The organism is Streptococcus sp. ALY_211, assembly GCF_058314555.1.
Map to the genome: position 1 here is coordinate 1 of NZ_JBZFUN010000019.1, position 6,024 is coordinate 6,024.

Sequence of the window (6,024 nt, forward strand, 5' to 3'; positions counted from 1 at the left end):
ATCCGCCATAGCTCAGTTGGTAGTAGCGCATGACTGTTAATCATGATGTCGTAGGTTCGAGTCCTACTGGCGGAGTAGATAAGTTGATTAGGAGGGGGTATCCCTCTTTTTTATTGCTTTGTGTTTGACTAATTATCTTTATTTTATTACTATTTTATTAACTGGTTAAGTATAGGGGGATGTTTTGGATTTAGAAAATAAAATTGATAAGATGGTGAATTCTTTTATTAGCTTTTCAGAACATGATAATGAACTTTTATTTGGTGATTGTCATTCTGGTTTTGAGCTGACTAATACTCAGGAGCATATTTTAATGCTGCTTTTGAATGGAGAACTGACTAATTCTGAGCTGGCTTCTCAGCTGAATATATCTCAGGCTGCTGTCACTAAAGCAGTTAAATCTCTTTTGGCAAATGACTTCTTGATTGCCAAGAAAAGTAAAATTGATGGTAGGATTATACGCTATTCATTGACTAAAAAGGCTGATTCTGTGGCTCAGGAACATTATGAGCATCATTCTCGCACTTTGGAAGTGTATTCAAAAATATTGCATGAATTTGATAAGAGTGAGCAGGAAGTTATTGAAAGGTTTGTGGATATGTTGGAGAGGGAAGTAAAGTTCTGATGAAATATATAGATGTTGATAATTTGTCTTTTCAATATGATGGTGAAACCGTTCTTGATCGTATTACCTTTTCTTTAAGTAGTGGAGAATTTATCACTTTGACGGGTGAAAATGGTGCAGCTAAATCTACTTTAATTAAGGCTATTTTGGGAATTTTGAAACCTAAGGCAGGTGTTATTAAGATTGCGAGCAAAAATATTCATGGTAAGAAGTTGAGAATTGCATATCTACCTCAGCATATTTCAAGTTTTAATGCTGGTTTTCCATCAACTGTTTATGAATTTGTGAGATCGGGAAGGTTTCAGTATCATAGTTGGTTTAGGAGGTTGACTAAACATGATGATGAGCATGTGAAGGCTAGTTTAGAGGCTGTTGGCCTCTGGGATCTGCGTGATAGAAAGATTGGTAATTTGAGTGGTGGTCAAAAGCAAAGGGCTGTCATTGCACGTATTTTTGCTTCGGATCCTGATGTGTTTGTACTGGATGAACCCACTACTGGTATGGATGGTGGCTCTATTTCTACTTTCTACGATTTAATGCATCATAGTGCCCATGTGCATAAAAAAGCTGTTTTGATGATTACTCACGATTCAGAAGAAGTTAAAGACTATGCTGATCGTAATATTCATCTTGTTAGGAATCAATCATTGCCTTGGAGATGTTTTAATATTCACGAGCCTAGTGGGGAGGGGAATGATGCTTAGTGTTTTTTCTTATGACTTTATGCAGAGAGCTTTATTGGCTATTGTGGCGATGAGTCTGTTTTCACCTATTTTAGGACTATTTCTTATTTTAAGGCGTCAAAGTTTGTTGAGTGATACCTTGAGCCATGTGTCTTTAGCTGGTGTAGCTTTAGGAGTTTTGCTAGGCATCAATACGACGGTGACAACTTTATTAGTTGTTGTGATAGCGTCTGTTGTCTTAGAATATTTGCGTGTAGTTTATAGGCATTATAATGAAATTTCTACTGCTATATTAATGTCTTTGGGACTGGCGATTTCGTTGATCATTATGAGTAAAACAAATAGTTCTTCGATTAGTTTGGATCAATATTTGTTTGGATCTATTGTTACTATCAGTTCAGATCAGGTTATTGGATTATTTGTTGTAGCTGGTTTAGTATTGGTATTGATGGGGATTTTTATCAGACCGCTTTATGTCTTAACATTTGATGAGGATACTGCTTTTGTGGATGGCTTACCAGTAAGGCTTATGTCGTTGATTTTTAATATTATTACTGGCGTTGCTATTTCTTTGATGATTCCTGCTGCAGGAGCCCTTCTGGTATCGACAATTTTGATTTTGCCGGCATCGATTTCTATGCGAATTGCTAATAGTTTTAAGGGTGTTATGCTTAGTTCGATTGTTGTTGGCTTTGTTGGAATGTTCCTTGGTGTTGTTTTATCTTATTATTGGGAAACTCCAGCTAGTGCGACGATCACAGTAATTTTTATCATTGTATTTATATTTGTTAGTTTATTGGATAGGTTTGTAAAAGAATAAAAAGGTATTGAGTGCTTCTCAATACCTTTTTATTTTTAATAAGTCAATACAAAGTATTTCTTTTTTCCACGTCGGATAACTGTAAGTTCATGATCAATTTTATCTGTTTCTGATAAGATATAATCCAGATTTTGAATTCTTTCGCCATTGATATAGATAGCACCGTTTTGTACATCTTCACGGGCTTGACGTTTGGATGTGACGATGTTTGATGCTACTAGAAGGTCGACGATGTTGAGCGGCTCATCCGGTTTAACAGCATAGTTTGGGACGTTGCTGAGCCCTTGTTTAAGCTCTTTGGCAGATAGGTTTTTGATGTTACCGGCAAAGAGTTGTTCTGTTATTTTGAGGGCTTGGTTATAAGCTTTTTCTCCGTGAACAAGGGTGACTACTTCACGAGCCAGTATTTTTTGAGCTAGACGTTGGTGACGCGCCTCATTAAATTCTTTTTCGATAGCTGAAATTTCATCGAGAGATAAGAAGGTGAAAATTTTCAAAAAGCGGATAGCATCTTCGTCCATGACGTTGAGCCAAAATTGGTACATTTCATAAGGCGATGTCTTATCGGCATCAAGCCAGACAGCATTACCTTCTGATTTTCCAAATTTTTTACCGGTTGAGTCTGTAATGAGTGGAACTGTGATGACATGGGCAGTTTTATCAGCTTTACGGCGTATCAATTCAGTACCTGCTGTCATATTTCCCCATTGATCAGAACCACCGATCTGAAGTGTGACATTGTACTTTTGATTCAGTTCATAGAAATCATATCCTTGCATGATTTGGTAAGCAAATTCTGTATAGGAGATACCAGTTTCAATGCGTTTTTTTACGGATTCCTTACTCATCATCGTATTGACTGTAAAATATTTCCCAACATCTCGTAGGAAATCGATGAAGCTAATAGATCCAAACCAGTCATAATTATTAACCATAACGGCCTTGTTATCGCCTTTTTCAAAATCAAGGAAACGGGATAACTGTTTTTGAATTTTGGTTACCCATCCGTCTACAGTTTCTTTGGTTTGGAGACTACGTTCAGCATCTTTGAAGGAAGGATCTCCAATGAGACCGGTTGCACCTCCAACCAGGGCATAAGGCTTGTGACCAGCTAGCTGAAGGCGTCGTGATGTCAAGATAGCTACTAAATGTCCAAGGTGCAGGCTATCAGCTGTTGGATCATATCCGGTGTAGTAGGAGATAGATCCATTTTCGAAAGCTTTTTTTAATGCTTCTTCATCAGTTGTTTGAAAGACGAGACCGCGTTCTTTTAGTTCGTCAAAAATTGTCATAATGTCTCTCCATTGTTTAGTAATACTGTGGTTCATTATATCGTAAACCTAATGCTCATGCAAGTTGAGCGGGTTTCTGTTATAATAGGCTTGAGGTTTAATTATGCTAGATTTGCTTAAAAAATATATGACTCAGTTTCGCTCTTTTGTACAAAATATAGGGAAGAAAGTAGCTGATTTGAATAGAAATCGATCCAAAAAGGATGGGGATGCTGTTGAACTAACAGGTAAGGACGTTGCGTCTGTCTTTTTAGCTAGCTTCAAAACGATCCTTAATTTTATCTATGTGGTTGTTCTCTTAGGTTTCATGCTTATTTCAGGTATGGGGCTAGGCTATCTAGCTAGTCAGGTTGATAGTGTTAAAGTTCCGTCAGAAAATACTCTGGTAGATAAAGTAACCTCTTTAACTTTAGTTTCTAGACTGACCTATTCTAATGGTGATGAGATTTCCAAGGTGGATAGTGATTTGGATAGGACTCCAGTTAAGTCTGATGAGATATCAAAATCTCTTAAAGAAGCTGTTATTGCTACAGAAGATGAAAACTTTGAATCTCACAAGGGTGTGGTTCCCAAGGCTGTGTTTAGGGCTTTGTTGTCTTCTGTATTACCTGTAGGCTCTACGAGTGGGGGATCGACTCTGACACAACAGTTGATTAAGCAACAAGTCATTGGAGATGATCCTACTTTCAAAAGAAAGGCCAGAGAAATCATTTATTCGTTGGCTTTGGAGCGATACATGACTAAGGACGATATTTTAACGTCTTACCTCAATGTTTCTCCATTTGGTCGCAACAACAGAGGAGAAAATATTGCCGGTGTTGAAGAGGCTGCCCAAGGCATTTTTGGTGTGCCAGCTAAGGAGTTGACGATTCCTCAGGCGGCATTTATTGCTGGTTTACCACAGAGTCCTATTGTTTATTCACCATACGATGGCAATGGGACTTTGAAAACTGGAGATGAACTAGAATATGGTTTGGAACGCCAGAAGAACGTTTTATACAATATGTATCGGAATGGCTATTTAAGTAAAAAAGAATATAACAGCTATAAAGAATATGATATCAAGTCTGATTTTATTCAGTCTAAGGCTGCTCATGTATCTGAACATGATTTCCTTTACTATGCTGTTATGAATGAGGCGCAAGACCATATCTATGATTATTTGATTAAGAGGGATGGTGTCTCAGAAGTTGATTTAAAAAATGATGAAACGGTCGCCAATTATCATCAGCTAGCCTTGGAAGCTCTTCAAACAGGGGGCTACAAGGTGACATCAACGATTGATCATTCTATTTATAAAGCCATGCAAGCAGCGGCTAAAAATCAAGGTAAGTTGTTAGATGCTGGAAATTCCGGGACCGTTGAAGTTGGGAATGTCTTGATGGATAATCAAACAGGGGCGATACTTGGTTTCATAGGTGGTCGAAATTATAAATCCAATCAAAATAATCATGCCTTTGATACTCGTCGTTCTCCTGGATCTAGTATCAAGCCGGTCTTGGCATATGGAGTAGCTATTGATCAAGGTTTGATGGGTTCAGGTTCTGTCCTGTCTAATTATCCTGCTCGCTTTTCAAATGGCTCGAAAATTATGCATGGTGAAGATGAAGGGACTCAAGCAGTCACTCTTCAAGAAGCGCTGGATGTTTCTTGGAATATCCCTGCTTATTGGACTTATCAGATGCTTCTCAATCAAGGCGTAGATGTGGAGTCATACATGACGAAGATGGGCTACAGTATCGATGACTATAGTATAGAAAGTCTCCCTCTGGGAGGTGGTATCGAAACAACGGTATTGCAACAGACTAATGCTTATCAGGCTATTGCTAATGGTGGTGCTTATCAAAAAGGCTATCTAATTGATAGGATTAAGGATCAAAAAGGTAAGGTCATCTATGAGCATAAATCTGCACCGGAGCAAGTCTATAGTAAGGCTACCGCAAGTATCTTGACTCGGCTGTTGAGAGGGCCGCTTGACTCTGGTAAGACGACTAGATTTTTAACAGAATTACGCCGCGAGAATTCGGCGCTTGCTAATGGTGCTGATTGGATTGGAAAAACAGGGACAACCAATGATTATAGTGATGTTTGGTTGATTGTTTCTACCCCTGCTGTAACTTTAGGTGGATGGGCTGGCTATGATGATAACTCTTCTTTAGCTTCTATGACTGGTTACCAAAATAATGGTGACTATATGGCCAATCTTGTTAATGCTATTTATAGGGCTGATCCAACTGTGTTTGGCAGTGGTAAACGTTTCCGTTTAGATTCCAATGTCATTAAATCTAATGTTTTGAAGTCTACTGGATTGAGGCCAGGAACGGTCTCCGTTAATGGAGGGCGTTATACACTTGGAGGAAGTACAACCGCTAGCTATTGGGCTAAAAATGGTGCTGGCAGCACAACTTATAGCTTTATGATTGGCGGTAGCAGTAAGGACGACGCTGCTGCTTGGAAATCAGTTACCAAGCGCTAATGTACTGTCAATCGAAATTGATAATGTCTTGAAAAAATCGGTCAGATAAGTGAAAATTGGTTATAATAGTGGTTGAGAGGTATTCCTCTCATGTTTGAATTCTTCATAAGATTTTCCGATTTTATGAA

5 protein-coding genes and 1 tRNA gene are annotated in these 6,024 nt (G+C 38.4%); 5 read left to right on the top strand and 1 reads right to left on the bottom strand.

Annotated elements, in window-relative coordinates; translation table 11 throughout:
* The first annotated feature begins 1 nt into the window (after nt 1).
* The 4 genes from AC4HAJ_RS08585 to AC4HAJ_RS08600 all read left to right on the top strand — a co-directional run bounded on the left by AC4HAJ_RS08585 (nt 2) and on the right by AC4HAJ_RS08600 (nt 2,128).
* A tRNA-Asn gene (locus tag AC4HAJ_RS08585) sits at nt 2–75 on the top strand.
* 109 nt (nt 76–184) lie between these two features.
* Nucleotides 185–625 carry a zinc-dependent MarR family transcriptional regulator gene (locus AC4HAJ_RS08590; protein WP_491079741.1) on the top strand — a complete coding sequence of 147 codons (441 nt, stop codon included), beginning with the start codon at nt 185–187 and terminating at the stop codon, nt 623–625.
* The gene (locus tag AC4HAJ_RS08595; RefSeq protein ID WP_491079742.1) at nt 625–1,329 is read left to right on the top strand and encodes a metal ABC transporter ATP-binding protein; all 705 of its coding nucleotides are present in this window, start codon (nt 625–627) and stop codon (nt 1,327–1,329) included. The genes AC4HAJ_RS08590 and AC4HAJ_RS08595 overlap by 1 nt, the downstream gene beginning before the upstream one ends.
* Nucleotides 1,322–2,128 (top strand): metal ABC transporter permease, encoded by an 807-nt coding sequence (locus AC4HAJ_RS08600; RefSeq protein WP_491079745.1) that lies wholly within the window; start codon nt 1,322–1,324, stop codon nt 2,126–2,128. Before AC4HAJ_RS08595 ends, AC4HAJ_RS08600 begins: the two co-directional genes overlap by 8 nt.
* 35 nt (nt 2,129–2,163) lie before the next feature.
* Here AC4HAJ_RS08600 and tyrS read toward each other — a convergent pair whose 3' ends face one another.
* Nucleotides 2,164–3,420, bottom strand: a complete 1,257-nt coding sequence (gene tyrS, locus AC4HAJ_RS08605; RefSeq protein WP_491079743.1) for a tyrosine--tRNA ligase — start codon at nt 3,418–3,420, stop codon at nt 2,164–2,166.
* A 103-nt stretch (nt 3,421–3,523) separates the two neighbouring features.
* Between tyrS and pbp1b the strand changes: the two genes are divergently transcribed.
* Entirely contained in the window at nt 3,524–5,896 is a 2,373-nt protein-coding gene (pbp1b, locus tag AC4HAJ_RS08610; protein WP_491079744.1) for a penicillin-binding protein PBP1B, read from the top strand.
* The last annotated feature ends 128 nt before the right edge of the window (nt 5,897–6,024 follow it).